Annotated in this window: 1 protein-coding gene and 1 pseudogene; one reads left to right on the forward strand and one right to left on the reverse strand. The window is 53.1% G+C overall.

The features are described from left to right. A pseudogene (locus QKY98_RS23665) lies at positions 1–135 on the reverse strand (NADPH:quinone reductase); the annotation flags it as partial. Between the two features lie 140 nt (positions 136–275). Here QKY98_RS23665 and QKY98_RS23670 point away from each other — a divergent pair. Next, positions 276–574: LysR family transcriptional regulator (locus QKY98_RS23670; protein ID WP_284671713.1), on the forward strand; the 299-nt coding region annotated here is incomplete at its 3' end.

The following is a 574-nucleotide window of genomic DNA, read 5'->3' on the forward strand; positions in this document are numbered from 1 at the left end:
CACTTCGGCTCGGTTCAAGCCAATGGCTTTAACACTAATTTGCACCTCGTTTGCTGCTGGTGCCGATACTTCCAGATCTTCCAGCTTCAGAACGCTGGCGTCACCGTATTCATGAATTCTGACAATGCGTGCCATCATAGATATCTCGTTTATCAATGGGTCTCGACGTACATCCGGAAGGTATCCGGTCACTCGAAAGGTGACGAAAATTTAGTCATTGGTTGGCGCTAGATAAAGGCCTACGATGGCGCATTACTAGAAACAGAGTGTTTATAATGGATCGCCTGACCCAGATGGCCACGTTCGTCAAAACAGTTGAGCTGGGTTCATTCAGCGCCGCTGCGGACGACCTGAATCTGTCCCCTCAATTGGTAGGGAATCAGGTGAAAATGCTCGAACAACATCTGGGTGTTTCCCTGCTGCACCGGACTACGCGCAGGCAAAGCCTCACCGACTTCGGCAGGGCGTTCTACCCGCGAGCAAAACTGATCCTTGCAGACATGCAGTCTGCCGAGAACCTGGCGGCCCTCACTCGGGGCACACCAAGTGGCCGCCTTCGCATCAACGCGCCGGT

Origin of the sequence: Pseudomonas sp. HR1, assembly GCF_030175875.1 — a bacterium.
In the GTDB taxonomy this organism is placed as follows: Bacteria; Pseudomonadota; Gammaproteobacteria; order Pseudomonadales; family Pseudomonadaceae; genus Chryseomonas; species Chryseomonas oryzihabitans.